The organism is Bradyrhizobium macuxiense (assembly GCF_007993935.1).
Taxonomy (GTDB): Bacteria; Pseudomonadota; Alphaproteobacteria; order Rhizobiales; family Xanthobacteraceae; genus Bradyrhizobium; species Bradyrhizobium macuxiense_A.
This window is the reverse complement of sequence record NZ_VITY01000010.1, coordinates 57,526-72,269: the sequence shown is the minus strand read 5'-3', so window position 1 is coordinate 72,269 and position 14,744 is coordinate 57,526. Positions and strand designations below refer to the sequence as shown.

General features: G+C 64.6%; 11 protein-coding genes. 4 read left to right on the top strand and 7 right to left on the bottom strand.

The features are described from left to right. Positions 1 to 75 precede the first annotated feature (75 nt). Positions 76 to 1,299, bottom strand: coding sequence for an ABC transporter substrate-binding protein (locus FBZ93_RS25380; protein ID WP_146989527.1), 1,224 nt, complete (start codon positions 1,297 to 1,299; stop codon positions 76 to 78). A 214-nt stretch (positions 1,300 to 1,513) separates the two neighbouring features. Between FBZ93_RS25380 and FBZ93_RS25375 the strand changes: the two genes are divergently transcribed. From FBZ93_RS25375 to FBZ93_RS25360, 4 genes are all read left to right on the top strand, one after another. Further along, the gene (locus tag FBZ93_RS25375) at positions 1,514 to 2,380 is read left to right on the top strand and encodes a 3-keto-5-aminohexanoate cleavage protein (RefSeq protein ID WP_146989525.1); all 867 of its coding nucleotides are present in this window, start codon (positions 1,514 to 1,516) and stop codon (positions 2,378 to 2,380) included. A 114-nt stretch (positions 2,381 to 2,494) separates the two neighbouring features. Continuing rightward, the gene (locus tag FBZ93_RS25370) at positions 2,495 to 4,093 is read left to right on the top strand and encodes an AMP-binding protein (RefSeq protein ID WP_146989523.1); all 1,599 of its coding nucleotides are present in this window, start codon (positions 2,495 to 2,497) and stop codon (positions 4,091 to 4,093) included. Further along, positions 4,093 to 5,709 (top strand): acyl-CoA carboxylase subunit beta, encoded by a 1,617-nt coding sequence (locus tag FBZ93_RS25365; protein WP_146989521.1) that lies wholly within the window; start codon positions 4,093 to 4,095, stop codon positions 5,707 to 5,709. Before FBZ93_RS25370 ends, FBZ93_RS25365 begins: the two co-directional genes overlap by 1 nt. Beyond that, a complete protein-coding gene (locus FBZ93_RS25360) occupies positions 5,706 to 7,685 on the top strand; it encodes an acetyl/propionyl/methylcrotonyl-CoA carboxylase subunit alpha (protein ID WP_146989519.1) in 1,980 nt (659 codons plus the stop codon). The genes FBZ93_RS25365 and FBZ93_RS25360 overlap by 4 nt, the downstream gene beginning before the upstream one ends. 131 nt (positions 7,686 to 7,816) lie before the next feature. Here the strand turns inward: FBZ93_RS25360 and FBZ93_RS25355 are convergent, their stop codons facing one another. The 6 genes from FBZ93_RS25355 to FBZ93_RS25330 form a co-directional block, all read right to left on the bottom strand. Next, entirely contained in the window at positions 7,817 to 8,809 is a 993-nt protein-coding gene (locus FBZ93_RS25355) for an ABC transporter ATP-binding protein (protein ID WP_146989517.1), read from the bottom strand. Next, positions 8,806 to 9,819 (bottom strand): ABC transporter ATP-binding protein, encoded by a 1,014-nt coding sequence (locus tag FBZ93_RS25350; protein ID WP_146989515.1) that lies wholly within the window; start codon positions 9,817 to 9,819, stop codon positions 8,806 to 8,808. The genes FBZ93_RS25355 and FBZ93_RS25350 overlap by 4 nt, the downstream gene beginning before the upstream one ends. Further along, positions 9,819 to 10,712 carry an ABC transporter permease gene (locus FBZ93_RS25345; protein WP_076864594.1) on the bottom strand — a complete coding sequence of 298 codons (894 nt, stop codon included), beginning with the start codon at positions 10,710 to 10,712 and terminating at the stop codon, positions 9,819 to 9,821. Before FBZ93_RS25345 ends, FBZ93_RS25350 begins: the two co-directional genes overlap by 1 nt. A gap of 3 nt (positions 10,713 to 10,715) precedes the next feature. Beyond that, positions 10,716 to 11,663, bottom strand: a complete 948-nt coding sequence (locus FBZ93_RS25340; RefSeq protein WP_146989513.1) for an ABC transporter permease — start codon at positions 11,661 to 11,663, stop codon at positions 10,716 to 10,718. Between the two features lie 94 nt (positions 11,664 to 11,757). Next, a complete protein-coding gene (locus FBZ93_RS25335; protein ID WP_146989512.1) occupies positions 11,758 to 13,353 on the bottom strand; it encodes an ABC transporter substrate-binding protein in 1,596 nt (531 codons plus the stop codon). A 439-nt stretch (positions 13,354 to 13,792) separates the two neighbouring features. Next, positions 13,793 to 14,680: a TauD/TfdA dioxygenase family protein gene (locus FBZ93_RS25330; RefSeq protein ID WP_146989510.1), complete on the bottom strand. Its 888-nt coding sequence runs from the start codon at positions 14,678 to 14,680 to the stop codon at positions 13,793 to 13,795. Positions 14,681 to 14,744 lie beyond the last annotated feature (64 nt).

Genomic DNA, 14,744 nt, shown 5'->3' with positions numbered 1-14,744 from the left:
GAAGCGGGATGGCAGAGACCCACTGAAACAATGACCGGCTGTGGTTATGGGTCCCGGCTTTCGCCGGGACGACGGTTAGAGATTCGCGCCCTGGATCACCTCGCCGAACCGCAGCCAGCCGGGCCCTTCGATCCGCTGCAATTGCAGCTGTTGCAGCGGGTGATGGTTGGTCGGGCTGGTGTTGACCTTGATGCCGGGTAGCAACGTCGGGACATAGACGTCCCTGAGATTGTTCGCCTGCGCCATGATGTTGTCGCGACTGAAATTGCCCTTGCATTGCTCGAGCACGATCTTGAGCACGTTCGCCACCATGTAGGCGTAGAGGTTGTAGCCCTCCTTCGGATTGCCGTCGGGGAAGTATTTTTCCATGAAGGCGAGGAAATCCTTCACGCCTTGGTCATTGGCCCAGGCGGGATCGGCAACGTCCTTGATATAGGCCGACGAGATCGTGCCTTGCGCCTTGTCGAGGCCGACGGGGACTATGGTCGAAGACAGCGACGCAGCACCGCTGGCGATGAAATGCATCGGCTTCCAGCCGAGCTCGTAGATCTTGCGGATCGACTGCGCGCAGAACTTCGCCGTTGTGCCCGAGATCAGCACGTCCGGATTGGCGCCGCGCAGCGCGACGATCTGGGAATCGATCGTGGGATCGGTGACCTCGTGCGAGGCGACCACGGCCGATGTCGCGAACCGCTCGCCCAGCACGTCCTTGGTGCCGGCGACGAAATCCTTGCCGAGATCGTCGTTCTGGTAGAGCACCGCGAATTTCGCGTCCTTGTGCTGGCTCAGCGCATATTTGACGAACACCTGCGCCTCGGTCCGCGCGCTCGGCGCAAAACCCATGGTCCACGGATAGGACTTGTAGTCGCCCCATTTGTCGCCGTTCACCGACAGGAACAAATGCGGCACCTTAGCGGCGTTGATGTATTTGACGACGGCCGAATTCGGCGCGGTACCGAGCATGTTGAACAGGAAGGCGACATTGTCGCTCTCGATCAGGCGGCGCACCTGCTCGACCGTCTTCGCCGGATTGAACGCGTCGTCGTAATAGATGTACTTGATCTGCCGGCCGGCGATACCGCCCTGCTCGTTCAGCATCCTGAAATAGGCTTCCTGGCAGCGTGCCTGCACGCCGAGCGCGGACACCGGGCCGCTCAGCGAAGTGGTGCTGCCGATCCTGATCTCGGTCGCGGTGACCCCGGGTGTGTCTTCGGCCAGCGAAGCCCGGAGGCCCGCGACTGCGGCTAGCCCCGCGCCTGCCGCGCCGGTGAGCCATCTGCGCCGGTTGATCGAGACCATGACGTTCTCCCCGTGATGCCGGCTTGTTGCGCCGCTTCTGCTTGAAGCAGAGCCTATGCGCCACGTGGGCTCGGAGTCTTGTGTTAACCGGCTGGCGGCGAATTACGGCGCGGGCGCATTGACTTAGCCAGTCAACGCAAGATGGCGCGAAGGCAAATTTCTCATCATGGGAAAACCAGCAGCGCATGTGCACTGCAAAGCGGACAAGAGACCCATGAGCGACAAGGCCGTCATCACCTGCGCGCTGAACGGCGTGCTTACCGACCCGAAGCAGCACAACGTTCCGGTGACGCCGGAACAGATGGCGCGCGAGGCCAAGGCCGCGTTCAACGCCGGCGCCAGCATCATGCACATCCATCTGCGCCAGCAGGAGCCGAACAAAGGCCACCTGCCGTCGTGGGACGTCGGCGTCAGCAAGGAGATCCAGCAGGCGATCCGCGAGGCCTGCCCCGGCGTGATCATCAACCACACCACCGGCACGTCAGGCCCGAACTACCAGGGCGCGCTCGATTGCGTACGCGAGACGAAGCCCGAGATCGCCGCCTGCAATGCGGGCTCGTTGAATTATCTCAAGGTCAAGGCCGACAACACCTGGGCCTGGCCGCCGATGATGTTCGATAACGCGGTCGAGAAGGTGCAGGACTATCTCGACGTGATGAAGGCGGCCGACACGATCCCCGAATTCGAGTGCTTCGACGTCGGCATCGTGCGCTGCGTCGGCATGTACCGGCAGACCGGCATGTATTCCGGCCCGCTCGAATACAATTTTGTCATGGGCGTGGCCTCGGGCATGCCGGCCGATCCGGAGCTGTTGCCGATCCTGCTCAAGCTGAAGGCGCCGGAAGCGCATTGGCAGGTCACCGCGATCGGCCGTGCCGAGATCTGGCCGCTGCACCAGCGCGCCGCCGACCTCGGCGGTCATCTGCGCAGCGGGCTTGAGGATACGTTCTATCTCGGCGACGGCACCAAGGTGACATCGAACGGGCAGCTCGTCGAAGGCCTCGCCGCCTGCGCGCGGCGCGCGGGTCGCGAGATCGCGAGCCCGGCCGAGGCGCGGCAGATTTTTGGGGTCAGGCACTAGGCCACGCCAGCCGTCATTGCGAGCGCAGCGAAGCAATCCATCTTGCCACTCGAAGACAGGGTGGATGCTTCGTCGCTTCACTCCTCGCAATGAGGGTTGAGAGGAGAACCAGACATGGACAATCTCACAGCAACCGGCGGCGTCACCGGGCCGGGCCGCATCGGGCGGGTCGCGATCGGCGACCTCCTGAAGCGCGCCGCGCGGCGGTTTCCCGACCGCGTTGCGCTGACCGATGGCGGCCGGCAGGTCACCTTCACCGAGCTCGAACGCGACGCCAATCGCTTCGCCAATCACTTGGTGCAGCGCGGGCTGAAGCCGGGCGAGAAGATCTCGACGATCTGCAACAACTCGGTCGAATTCGTCAAAGCGCTGTTCGGCATCCACCGCGCCGGTCTGGTCTGGGTGCCGATCAACACCATGCTCGGGCCGTCGGACATGGACTACATCCTTGACCATGCCGAGGTCCGCTTTGCCATCATCGACGACAACCTCCACGCCCAGGCCGACCGGCGCGCGGCGCTGGAGGCCCGCGGCATGGAGATGATCGCGGTCGACCTGACCGGCAATGCGGGGAAGGCCGGATTGCAGGAGTTCAACGGACTTCTGGCCGGGCAATCCGACATCGAGCCGGACATCGAGATCAACGACCGCGACCTCGCGATGATCATCTACACGTCGGGCACGACGTCGCGGCCGAAGGGCGCGATGCATTGCCATCTCGCCGTGGTCATGGCCGTGATGAGCAACTGCATCGAGATGCAGCTCGCGCGCGATGACGGGATCACCGGGCAGTTTCCGCTGTTTCACTGCGCCGGCCACGTGCTGCTGCTCAGCTATCTCTCGGTCGGCGGCCGCATGGCGCTGATGCGCGGCTTCGATCCGGTGGTCTGCATGGAGGCGATCGTCCGCGACAAGCTCACGGTGTTCGTCGGCCTGTCGCTGATGTACCAGGCGATCCTCGATCATCCGCGCCGGCGCGAGTATGACCTGTCTGGCCTGCGCTGCTGCATCTACACCATGGCGCCGATGGGCAAGCCGCTGCTCGAGCGCGCGATGGCGGACATGTGCCCGAACTTCGTGCTGACCAGCGGGCAGACCGAGATGTATCCGGCGACCACGATGTCGCGCCCGGAAGTGCAGCTCGATCGCTTCGGCAATTACTGGGGGGAGTCGCTGATCGTCAACGAGACCGCGATCATGGACGACAACGGCAATCTGCTGCCGCGCGGAGAGATCGGCGAGCTGGTGCACCGCGGACCCAACGTGATGATGGGCTATTACAAAGACCTCAAATCGACCGAGGAGGCGCGCAAGTTCGGCTGGCACCATACCGGCGATCTCGCTTTGATCGACGCCAATGGCGAGGTGCTGTTCCTCGATCGCAAGAAGGACATGATCAAGTCGGGCGGCGAGAATGTCGCGTCCGTCAAGATCGAGGAGACGCTGTTGGCGCACCCCGCGGTGCAGAATGCCGCCGTGGTCGGTCTGCCGCATCCGCAATGGGGCGAGGCGGTCTCCGCCTTCGTCAAGCTGAAGCCCGGCGCGGTCGCCGACGAGGCCAGTATCGAAGCGCATTGCCGAAAGCATCTCGGCGGCTTCCAGGTGCCGAAGCTGGTGCGTATCCTCGAGGAGATGCCGATGACCGCGACTGGCAAGCTGCGCAAGGTCGAGCTGCGGCAGCAATATAGTGGGCATTTTGTGGAGCGCGTCTAGTGGCCATCATCGAGAACACCATCGCCACCGGCAGCGCCGGCTTTCAGGGCAATCGCGACGGCATGCTGGCGCTGATCGCCCGGATGCGGGGGCTGGAAGAGCGGACGCGTGCGGCCTCCGCCGCGGCAAAGGACCGCTTCCACAAGCGCGGGCAACTCTTGCCACGCGAGCGCGTCGCGCTGGTGCTCGATCCCGGCTCACCCTTCCTCGAACTGTCGACGCTCGCCGGCTACATGTTCGATGTGCCGGATGCCGACAAGAGCGTGCCCGGCGGCGGCCTGGTCGCCGGCATCGGATTCGTCTCCGGCATCCGCTGCATGGTCAGCGCGAATGATGCCGGCATCGACGCCGGCGCGCTGCAACCCTACGGCCTCGACAAGACGCTGCGGGTGCAGGAGCTCGCGCTGGAGAACAAGCTACCCTATGTGCAGCTCGTCGAGAGCGCCGGCGCCAATCTGTTGCGCTACCGCGTCGAGGATTTCGTTCGCGGCGGCAACATCTTCCGCAACCTGGCGCGGCTGTCGGCGGCCGGGCTTCCAGTCGTCACCGTCACCCACGGCTCCTCGACCGCGGGCGGTGCCTACCAGACCGGCCTCTCCGATTACATCGTGATGGTGCGCGGTCGCACCCGCGCCTTCCTCGCCGGGCCGCCTTTGCTCAAGGCCGCCACCGGCGAGATCGCGACCGAGGAGGAACTCGGCGGCGCGGAGATGCATACCCAAATCTCCGGCCTCGGCGACTATCTTGCCGAGGATGATCGCGATGCGCTCCGTATCGCACGCGACATCATGGCCAAGCTGCCATGGGACAGGCCGAGCTCAGAACCGGCAGCGTTCAAGCCGCCGCGCTACGACGCCGAGGAGTTGCTCGGCATCATGCCGATGGACCACAAGCGCCCCGTCGACATGCGCCAGGCGATCGCGCGCTTCATCGACGATTCCGACTTCACCGAGTTCGGCGCCAACTACGGCCCGGCGACGATTTGCGGCCATGCCCGCATCCAGGGCCAAGCGATTGGCATCATCACCAACAACGGCCCGCTCGATGTACCCGGCGCCAACAAGGCGACGCATTTCATTCAGGCCTGCTGCCAGTCGCGCACGCCGATCCTCTACATGAACAACACCACCGGCTACATGGTGGGCAAGGCCTATGAAGAGGCCGGCATGATCAAGCACGGCTCCAAGATGATCCAGGCGGTGACGTCGGCGACGGTGCCGCAGATCACGCTGTATTGCGGCGCCTCGTTCGGTGCCGGCAATTACGGCATGTGCGGCCGCGGCTTCCATCCGCGCTTCTGCTTCTCCTGGCCGAATGCCAAGACCGCCGTGATGGGCGGCGAGCAGGCTGCCGAAACCATGGCAATCGTCACCGAGGCGGCGGCTGCGCGGCGCGGCAAGCCGATCGAGAAGGAGAAGCTGGACGCGATGAAGGCGCAGATCACGGGCGTGTTCGACGGTCAGATGGACGTGTTCTCGACCAGCGCCCGGGTGCTCGACGATGGCGTGATCGATCCGCGCGATACGCGGACGGTGCTGTCGGAGGTGCTTTCGATCTGCCGCGAGGCGGAGGCACGCAGCCCGCAACGCATGCAGTTCTCGGTGGCGCGGCCATGAGCGGTACCATCGTGAAGCGGACGCCGTTCTTCAAGGTTTTGATCGCCAACCGCGGCGAGATCGCGCTGCGCATCATGAGTACCGCGCGACGGCTCGGCTATGGCGTCGTCGCGGTCTATTCGGACGCCGACCGCGACGCGCTGCATGTGCGCGAGGCCGATCAGGCGGTGCGGATCGGCGAGGCGCTGCCGGCGCAGTCCTATCTGAAGATCGACGCAATTATCGCAGCCGCCAAGGCAAGCGGCGCCGGCGCGGTGCATCCCGGCTACGGCTTCCTCGCCGAGAACGAGGACTTTGCGCAGGCGTGCCGCGATGCGGGGCTGGTGTTCATCGGCCCGTCGCCCGAAGCGATCCTTGCGATGGGCAACAAGGCCGGTGCCAAGGAGATCATGCAGAAGGCTGGTGTGCCCTGTGTGCCCGGCTATCAAGGTGCCGACCAGAGCGATGCGGTGATGCTGGCTGAAGCCAAGACAATCGGTTTCCCCGTCATGATCAAGGCGGTCGCCGGCGGCGGTGGCCGTGGCATGCGGCTGGTCGCGGATGCGGCGGCGTTTCCGGATGCGCTGCGCAGCGCGCGGTCGGAAGCGCAGGGCGCGTTCGGCGATCCCACCGTCATCCTCGAGCGCGCGATCGTCGATCCGCGCCACATCGAGATCCAGGTGTTCGGCGATCGCCATGGCAACGCGATCCATCTCGGCGAGCGCGACTGCTCGGTGCAGCGCCGGCACCAGAAGCTGATCGAGGAGGCGCCGTCGCCCGCGGTGACGCCGGAGCTGCGCGCGCGGATGGGCGTGGTCGCGGTGCAGGCGGTCAAGGCGATCGGCTACGAGGGGGCCGGCACGCTGGAGTTCCTGCTCGATCGCGCCGGCAATTTCTACTTCATGGAGATGAACACGCGGCTCCAGGTCGAGCATCCCGTCACCGAGGCGATCACCGGGCTCGATCTGGTCGAATTGCAGCTCCGCGTCGCGCGGGGCGAACCGCTTGGCCTGCGGCAGGAGGATATCACTTTCTCCGGCCACGCCATCGAGGTGCGGCTGTGCTCGGAGGATGCCGGGCACGATTTCATGCCGCAATCCGGCACCATGGCGCGGTGGCAGATGCCTGATGGCATCCGCGTCGAGCACGCGCTCAAGTCCGGCTCCGAGATTCCGCCGTTCTATGATTCGATGATCGCCAAGGTCATCAGCCACGGCGCGACCCGCGACGAGGCGCGCGGCAAGCTGATCTCTGCGCTGGAGCAGGTGACGGCGTTCGGCGTTACCACCAACCAGGGTTTCCTGATCGACTGCTTGCGCCATCCGGTCTTCGCCAAGGGCGAGGCGACCACGGCCTTCATCGGCAACAACCGCGATGCGCTGCTGGCGCCGCGGCCGGATCGCGGCGGCGATCTCGCGCTTGCGGCGTTGCTACTCTACGTCACGAATCCGCACGCGCCGCCATGGCAACGCGGCCGGTCGCTGTCGGCGACGTTTCCGCTCGGCCTGCGGATCGATCTCGGCCATGGCGTGCAGGAGATCGAGATCGTTCGCGAGCGCGATGGCAGCTATATCGCGACTCGCAACGGCGATCGCTTCAGCTTCGTGATTGACGAGCTCGATCAGGATAGCATCCGCTTTCACCATGACGGCGTGATGGAGCAGGCCAAGCTCCTGCGCGACGGCGACCGGCTCTATATCCTGCACCGCGGCGTTACGCTGTCGGTCCGCGACCTCACGCTCGCCCCGCCCGAAAGTGCGTCAGCCGCCGGCGGCGACGGCAAGGTCCGCGCCGCCATGAACGGCCGGGTCGTCGCGGTGCTGGTCAAGGCCGGCGACAAGGTCGCCGCGGGTCAGCCGGTGATGACGCTGGAAGCGATGAAGATGGAGCACGTCCACACCGCCGGCGTCGCGGGCACGGTGTCGGCGATCGACGTCGCCGAGGGCGAGCAGGTGACGACGGGGAAGATCGTCGTGGAGATCGAGGTGGCAGCATAAAGACCGTCGTCCCGGCGAAGGCCGGGACCCATAACCACCGATCTACCTTGCTGAAGCGCGCTGGAGCCGCAGCGTCGCAAGATAACGAACGGCTGTGGTTATGGGTCCCTGCTTTCGCAGGGACGACGCAGTCATTCCTCACGCCCCGTCCCATCATTCAGCCAACACGCGACCTGATGCCCGGTGCCAGCCGCCTGCAGCGCCGGGCGTTCCGTCTTGCAGCGATTGATCGCGTAGCGGCAGCGGGTGTGGAAGGCGCAGCCGGGTGGCGGGTTGACCGGGCTCGGTACGTCGCCGTCGATCAGCGGTGCGGAGCGCTTGGCCTTCGGGTCGGCGATCGGCACCGAGGCGAGCAGCGCCTGCGTATAGGGATGCCGCGGATTGGCGAACAGCTCGTGCTTGTTGGCGATCTCGACGATGCGACCGAGATACATCACGGCGACGCGGTGGCTGATATGGGCGACGACGGCGAGATCGTGCGCGATGAAGAGATAGGAAAAGTTCTGCTTTCGCTGCAGGTCGATCAAGAGATTGATCACCTGCGCCTGGATCGAGACGTCGAGCGCGGAGACCGGCTCGTCGCAGACGATCAGCCGCGGCCCGAGCGACAGCGCGCGCGCGATGCAGATGCGCTGGCGCTGGCCGCCGGAAAACTGATGCGGAAAATTCTTCATCTGGTCGGGCCGGAGGCCGACCTGCTGGAACAGCTCTGCGACGCGCTCCTGCTTCTTCGCGCCGGTCGCGATGCCATGGACAGTCAGGGGTTCGCCGACGATATCGCCGGCCGTCATGCGCGGATTCAGCGAGGCGAACGGATCCTGGAACACGATCTGCATCGAGCGGCGGTACGGCCGCAGCGCGGTCTTGCTGAGCGGCGCGATATCCTCGCCGTCGAGCCTGATCGCGCCGCTGGTCGGCTCGATCAGCCGCAGCACGGTGCGCGCCACGGTCGACTTGCCGCAGCCGGATTCGCCGACCAGGCCAAGCGTCTCGCCGGCGCCGAGCGAAAAGCTGACGCCGTCGACCGCGTGTACGGTGCCGACCTGTCGGCGCAGCACGCCGCCGCGCACCGCGTAGTGCTTGACGAGATCGGTGACTTCGAGGAGCGGGCGCTGCTCGGTCATGACGCCTCCGCCATCTCGCCGGCCCGCCAGCATGCCGCCCAATGATTGCTCTTGACCTCGTCGAGCGGCGGATATTCCTGACGGCAACGGTCGACCGCGAGCTTGCAGCGCGGCGCGAAGGCGCAGCCGGGCGGCAGCCTGGTCAGCGACGGCACCATGCCGGGGATTTCGACCAGCCGCACGTCCTCTTTCGCATCGGGCGAGGGCACTGCGGGGATCGAGGCCATCAGGCCGCGGGTGTAGGGATGCAGCGGCGTCTCGAACAATGATTCAACTGTCGCCTCCTCGACCTTCTTGCCGGCATACATCACGATCACGCGCTGCGCGGTCTGCGCGACGACGCCGAGGTCATGGGTGATCAGGATAAGTCCGGTGCCAAGCCGCTGCTGCAGATCGACGATCAGCGCCAGGATCTGCGCCTGGATCGTGACGTCGAGCGCGGTGGTCGGCTCGTCGGCGATCAGCAGCGCCGGCCGGCACGCCAGCGCCATCGCGATCATGGCGCGCTGGCGCATGCCGCCGGAGAGCTGATGCGGATATTCCTGCGCGCGGCGCTCGGGTTCGGGGATACGCACCAGCCGCAGCATGTCGACGGCCTGCTTCCAGGCCTCCTTGCTGCTCACCTTCTGATGCAGCCGCACCGCCTCGATGATCTGGTCGCCGATCCGCATCACCGGATTGAGCGAGGTCATCGGCTCCTGGAAGATCATCGAGATGCGGTTGCCTCGGATGCTACGCATCGCGGCGTCGTCGAGCTTCAGCAGGTCGGTGCCTTCGAGCGTCACCGAGCCGCCGACGATGCGGCCGGGTGGATCGGGCACAAGGCGCATGATCGAGAGCGCACTGACGCTCTTGCCGCAGCCGGATTCGCCGACGATCGCCAGCGTCTCACCGCGGCGGACCGAAAACGAGACGTCGTCGACCGCGCGGAACAGGCCGGAGTTGGTGAAGAACACCGTCTGCAGGTTCTTCACGTCGAGAACCGTCTCTGCCGGAAGTGCCTCGCTCATCAGCCGCGCTGCCTCGGATCGAGGATATCCCGCAGCGCGTCGCCGAACAGATTGGTGCCGAACACCGCAAGGCTGATCGCGATGCCGGGGAAGATCACGAGCCATGGCGCGGTGCGGACATATTCGGCGGCGGATTCCGACAGCATGCGGCCCCAGGACGGATAGGGCTCGGGGATACCGAGGCCGAGGAACGACAGCGATGCCTCGGTCAGGATGGTCGAGCCGAGCTGCGCGGTCGCGAGCACGATCAGCGGCGCGATGGTGTTCGGCAGCACATGGCGCAGCGCGATCCGCATCTCGCTCATGCCGATCGACTTGGCCGCTTCCACGAACGGCTGTTCGCGCAGCGCCAGCGTGTTGGCGCGGATCACGCGCGCCACGGTCGGGATCAAGGGAATCGCGATCGCAAGGATCACGTTCGGCAGCGACGGGCCGAGCGCCGCGGTCATGACCAGCGCGAGCACCAGCAGCGGCAGCGATTGCAGGATGTCGGTCACCCGCTGGAACACGAGATCGACCCAGCCGGATAGATATCCGGAGGCGAGGCCCACGATCACGCCGAGCGTGGCGCCGAGTGTCGTGGAGCCGATCCCGACCGCAAGCGATATCCGCGCGCCGTGGATGATGCGGCTCCAGACGTCGCGGCCGAAGGAATCGGTGCCGAACCAGTGCAGCATGGAGGGCGGGGCGAGCCGGTGCGCTGAATCGACGGTGAGCGGATCGTAGCGGCTAATCAGATCGGCAAAGATCGCGGTCAGCACGAACAGCAGCATGATGATGAGGCCGACCGTGCCGAGCACATGGCGCTGCGCGAGGAACGCCAGCCGTCCCCAGCCGCCGGTGGCGTTGGCTCCGGCGCGCCGCAATTCGCTGTCGAAATTGATCGTCGCCATCGGTTAGTCTCCGAACCGGATGCGCGGGTCGATTGCCGCATACAACATGTCGACGATAAAATTCACGACCACGACGACGACGGCGATGAACATCACGAGGTTCTGCACGATCGGGTAATCACGCCATCGCAGCGCCTCGACCAGGAAGCGGGCGATGCCGGGAATGTTGAACACGGTCTCGGTCACGATCAAGCCACCGATCAGGAATGCGGCCTCGATGCCGATCACGGTGATGACCGGCAGCACGGCGTTCTTCAGCGCGTGGTGATAGTTCACCGAGGCTTCGGAGGCGCCCTTGGCGCGCGCGGTGCGGATGTAGTCCTGGCGCAGGATTTCCAGCATCGAGGAGCGGGTGATCCGCATGGTCAGCGCCGCGCTGCGGAAGCCGACCGCCATCGCCGGCACCGCATAGATGGTGATCGCCTCGAGCCAGGTCTTCGGGTTCGGGTTGAAGATCGGCATGGTGCCGAACAGCGAGACCGACGCCATCAGGACCAATAGGCCGAGCCAGAATGACGGCAGCGACAGCCCGCTGAGGCTGACGACGCGCAGCGCATAATCGAGCTTGGAGCCCTGGTGCACGGCGCTGATCACGCCGAGCGGGATGCCGATCGAGGCGGAGAACAAGAGCGCCAGTCCCGCGAGCCGCGCGGTGATCGGAATCCGCGGCAGGATCTCCTCCAGCGCCGGCTTCTCCGAGACGTAGGAATAGCCGAGATCGCCGTGCAGTAGGCCGCCGATCCAGTGCAGATACTGAATCACGATCGGCTGGCTCAGGCCGAGCTCGCGCTCGAGATTGGCCTTGTCGGCGGGATCGACGAAGCCTGCGGCATCGAACAGAATGTCGACGATGTTGCCGGGAACGACGCGCAACAGCACGAAGATGATGACCGAGATCCCGAACAGGGTCACGAGCATCAGGAACAGCCGCCGCACGATATAGGCAAACACCCTGGCTCTCTCCCTGATCCCTCGTCTGTGGCGATGTTTTTTTACGCGTTTTCTTGACGCGAACCGGTATCCACTTCGCTCGAAAACGCTATGCCTATTTATCCAGCCAGACGTCTTCGTAGCGATAGCCGTTATAGGAGCTGTTGGACATGATCGTGACATTCTTCACGTAGGGTTTCCAGCAGGTGCCGGTGCGAGCGTGGAAGATAATCGGCCGCGCGACGTCTTCCTGCAGCTTCTTGTCGATCTCCCACACCAGCTTCTTTCGCTTGTCGAGGTTGGTCTCCTCGGATTGCTGGTCGAACAGCTTCTCGATGTCCTTGTTGCAATAATTGGTGTAGTTGCGCTCCGAGCCGCAGGCATAGTTCTCGTAGAAGGACTGGTCGGGCTCGTCGACGGCGTTGCCGGTCAGGTTGAGGCCGAGCGAATAGTCCTTGCGGGCGATCTTCGGGAACCATTGCGCAGTGTCGACGACGTCGAGCTCGGCGTCGATATAGATGCTCTTGATCTGGTCGATCAGGATGATCGCGGGATCGCGGTAGACCGCGATGTTGCGGGTCGACACCTTGATCTGAAGGTGTTTGTCCGGGCCATAGCCCGCCTTCTGCATCAGTTTGCGGGCTTCCTCGCGGTTCTTCTCGACGTCGGGGCCGTAGCCGGGAATCGATTCAAGCATGTCCTTTGGCATCGCCCACAGGCCATCCGGCGCCGGCTCCATGGTGCCGCCGATGTCGCCCTGGCCCTCGAACATGATCTGGATGAACGCCTTGCGATCGAGCGCCAGCGCCAGCGCGCGGCGGATGTCGAGATTGTTGAACGGCGGCGCGGTCGAATTGATGATGATGTTGGTGGAGACGTTGTTCGGTTCCACCACACAGACCGCCGTCGGGTCCTGCGATTTGACGTCCTTGAGCAGCGGGATCGAGACCTCGGTCGGGAATGTCATGTCGAACTTGCCCGAGACGAAGCCGAGGATCGCCGTCGAGCGGTTCGGGATGATGGTGAACTCGATGCCGTCGAGATAGGGCAGGCCCTTCTTGAAGTAGTCGGGGTTCTTGGTGAGCTTGATCGATTCGTTGGCCTTGAACTCGACGAACTTGAACGGGCCGGTGCCGATCGGCTTGGTGCGCATTTCCGCCGGCGAGACGTGGCAGGGATAGACCGGCGAATAGCCCGAGGCGAGCAGCGACAACAGCGCGGGCTGCGGCCGCTTCAACTTGAACGATGCCTCATAGTCGCCGTTGGTGGTCACCTCCTCGACCTGGTCGTACCAGGATTTGCGCGGATTCTGCCGGAACTTCTGCTGCGACTTGCCCATCAGCATGTCGAAGGTGCATTTGACATCGGCCGCGGTGAACGGCTTGCCGTCATGCCATTTCACGTCCTTGCGCAGCTTGAAGGTCAGCGTCTTGTTGTCGCCGCTCCAGGCCCAGCTCTCCGCAAGCTCGGGCCGGATCGTGCTGGCGCTGTTCTGGGCGATGTGCTGATCGAAGATGACGAGGTTGTTGAAGATCGGCATGAACGGAATGTTCACCGAATAGGTCGCGCCCTCGTGGATCGAGGCGCTGCCGGGACTGTCGCGGTGATAGATCCTGAAGATGCCGCCCGATTTCGGCTCGGCTGCGCGTGAAACGTCGCTGATGGTCAACACAGACAACACCGCGACGGCCAGCGCTTGCACGCTCCGCATGGTCCCCTCCCACATGTCGGTCTCAATGGCCGATTGGCATCGACGATACCACGGTGAGCCTGTCGGGCAACCGGCGCGGGCCGGGCAAGGATTGGCAATTCGGATGACGCGGGGACATTAAAATTTCCACGGACCGGGAATATTGACAGTGATTGTGGGGAACTCCGGTTGTTTTGCTATGCAGTGATAAATCTTCGTTCGATTTCGATTGCTAATGCCGATACATGTGACGTGAAGCAGACTGCAATCAGCGACAGTTTGTCGCCGATGTTATCCGCGCGCTCTCAGCTCTCCCCGTCATCCCCGCGCAAAGGCTTCGCCTTTGTCGCTGGAGGTGCGAGCGGAGCGAGCCTCGAAGGATGCACGGCCACGAGCCGGGCCGTACATCCTTCGAGACGCGCTTCGCGCTCCTCAGGATGACGGTGAGGGAGCATTCACCTCACTCCGCCGCTTGCGATGAGGGCGGGCTGACGCTCGCCACGCCGTCGGCCTCGGTGGCCGAGATCGTGGTGCGGATCATCAGGCGGCCTTCGTGCGCCGGCCAGGGGCGGCCGCGATGCATGGTGGCGCGGTTGTCCCACATTACGACGTCGCCCTGCTTCCATTGATGCAGATAGCTGACGCCGGGCGCGGTCGCGGCTTCAGTCAGCTGCTCGATCAGCGCCTTGCCGGCCTCGGCATCCATGCCCTCGACGCCATAGGCATGGGAGGCGAGATACAGTGCGCCGCGGCCGTTGACCGGATTGCGCCACACCATGCGCCAGCATACCGGCGGCAGTGCGTCGACTTCCTCTGTCGTTGCGAGCCCGGCGGCGACCTTGCTGCGCGAATGCGCGTAGGAATGCCAGGCGAACGAATTCTCCAGCCGCTTCGCCGTGTCCTTGTCGAGCCGCTCGAAGGCAAGCCGCATCGAGGCGAATTCGGTCTCGCCGCCATGTTCGGGGATGATGCGCGCCGACAGGATCGAGGTCAGCGCCGGCACGCGCTTGAAGGAGGAATCGGTGTGCCAGAGCTGGTTGGCCTTGGCGCGCAACTGCTGCCGATGGTCGGATGGAACCACCTTGCCGTCGGGCCCGAAGGTCGAGAGGATCACGAAATGCGAGCCGGTGCCCATCGATCCGACCTTGGTCGTCTCGGGCGGACCGAAGCGGCGCGAGAAGGCGAGCTGGATGTCGTCGCTGACCTCCTGACCGCGGAACACCAGCACGGAGTATTCCTCGAACGCCGCGCGCACCGCCGCATAGGCGGTATCGCTGGCGGCAACGTCAGACAGCGTGACGCCGCGCAGCTCGGCTCCGAACCCCTCGCGCAGTGGGATCACTTCCATCGGCAGGTCCTCCCTGATTTTTCTTGTTGAAGCGACGTTAGGGGAAAAGCCCGCCACCGGCAAC

Coding starts and splice junctions, on each gene's coding strand:
- FBZ93_RS25350 (WP_146989515.1), bottom strand. CDS start 9,819: ATGAGCGAGGCACTTCCGGCAGAGACGGTTCTCGACGTGAAGAACCTG.
- FBZ93_RS25355 (WP_146989517.1), bottom strand. CDS start 8,809: ATGACCGAGCAGCGCCCGCTCCTCGAAGTCACCGATCTCGTCAAGCAC.
- FBZ93_RS25330 (WP_146989510.1), bottom strand. CDS start 14,680: ATGGAAGTGATCCCACTGCGCGAGGGGTTCGGAGCCGAGCTGCGCGGC.
- FBZ93_RS25345 (WP_076864594.1), bottom strand. CDS start 10,712: ATGGCGACGATCAATTTCGACAGCGAATTGCGGCGCGCCGGAGCCAAC.
- FBZ93_RS25375 (WP_146989525.1), top strand. CDS start 1,514: ATGAGCGACAAGGCCGTCATCACCTGCGCGCTGAACGGCGTGCTTACC.
- FBZ93_RS25335 (WP_146989512.1), bottom strand. CDS start 13,353: ATGCGGAGCGTGCAAGCGCTGGCCGTCGCGGTGTTGTCTGTGTTGACC.
- FBZ93_RS25380 (WP_146989527.1), bottom strand. CDS start 1,299: ATGGTCTCGATCAACCGGCGCAGATGGCTCACCGGCGCGGCAGGCGCG.
- FBZ93_RS25370 (WP_146989523.1), top strand. CDS start 2,495: ATGGACAATCTCACAGCAACCGGCGGCGTCACCGGGCCGGGCCGCATC.
- FBZ93_RS25360 (WP_146989519.1), top strand. CDS start 5,706: ATGAGCGGTACCATCGTGAAGCGGACGCCGTTCTTCAAGGTTTTGATC.